We start from the raw sequence: 1,247 nt of genomic DNA, 5'->3' as shown, positions 1-1,247 counted from the left end.
TAGTGTTAGTATCAAATCTTAGACATCTTTTCGTAGAGACAGAAATAAATTAAACTTATCTACGAGAGGATGGATTTTATGACCCGATATGAAGAAAATTTTAAACAGATGATTGTTGAACTAAATCAAACTGGACGTTCTGTTCGAGGGTTGGCGAAAGAATATGGCTTAGCTGAAGCGACGATTTATAAGTGGAAGAATTTATACTTACCTGATCCGTCCACAGGACTAACCGGAAAAGAAGCGGCTGATTTGAGAAAAGAAAATGCTCGTTTGAAAGAGGAACTTGAAATATTAAAAAAAGCCGCAGCCATATTCTCTCGAAAGACCTGAAGTCACTTGTCCGATTCATTGAAAAATGGTGTAAGGATTACACTGTTTCTTTGTTGTGTCGGTTATTAGAAATTCCTAGAAGCGTCTACTATTTTTATAAAAATAAATCGTTAACAGCTACAGAAGTCAGAAATAACCAATTGAAAAAGAAGATTTCAACGATCTTTTTTGATCATAAACAGAGATATGGTGCAACAAAAATCCATCAAGTGTTGCTAAAAGAAGGAATTTCAGTATCTCTTAAGCATGTTCAAAAATTGATGAAACAATTAAATCTAAGGTCAATTGTGGTTAAGAAATACAGACCTCAACGGTCTGTTCAGCCGGTTGTTTTAAAAGAGAACATCTTAAATCAGGACTTTTCTACTAAAACTATCTGTGAAAAATGGGTAGCTGATATCACCTACATTCCAACTAAGAAAAATGGTTGGTGTTACTTATCTTCAATTATGGATTTACACACGAAAAAGATTATTAGCTATACATTTTTTAAGCGAATGACTGTCGATTGTGTGTTACAAACACTCAATCAAGCGAAACAACGGTACCACATTCCAGAAGGAATGATTCTACACACCGATTTAGGTAGTCAATATACAGCAATCGAAGTGGAAAGTTGGCTTGAAAACAATAAAATAAGACATTCCTATAGTCGCAAAGGAACACCCTATGATAATGCAGGAATTGAGTCCTTCCATGCATCATTGAAAAAAGAAGAAGTATACACGACGACTTACTCAGACTTCGAAGAAGCGAATCGAGCACTATTTAGTTACATTGAAGGATTTTATAACCGGAATCGAATTCACAGCTCGATTCACTATCTAACCCCTCAGGAGTTTGAAGAGTTAGCAAAAGAAAAAATGGCGTAACCGTCTCTACTAAAATGTGTCCAAGATATTGACTCAAATCCA

At 35.2% G+C, this 1,247-nt stretch carries 1 protein-coding gene; it reads left to right on the top strand.

Annotated elements, in window-relative coordinates:
• The first annotated feature begins 78 nt into the window (after positions 1-78).
• Positions 79-1,205 (top strand): IS3 family transposase gene (locus IGI96_RS19715; protein WP_438785358.1). Its coding sequence is split into 2 segments (ribosomal slippage): positions 79-307 and positions 307-1,205, totalling 1,128 coding nucleotides; the frame shifts between segments, so codons are not numbered across the junction.
• Positions 1,206-1,247 lie beyond the last annotated feature (42 nt).

The sequence above is a fragment of the Enterococcus sp. DIV0421 genome (assembly GCF_051713745.1).
GTDB lineage: Bacteria > Bacillota > Bacilli > Lactobacillales > Enterococcaceae > Enterococcus_D > Enterococcus_D casseliflavus.
This window is presented reverse-complemented; position numbering and strand designations above follow the sequence as displayed.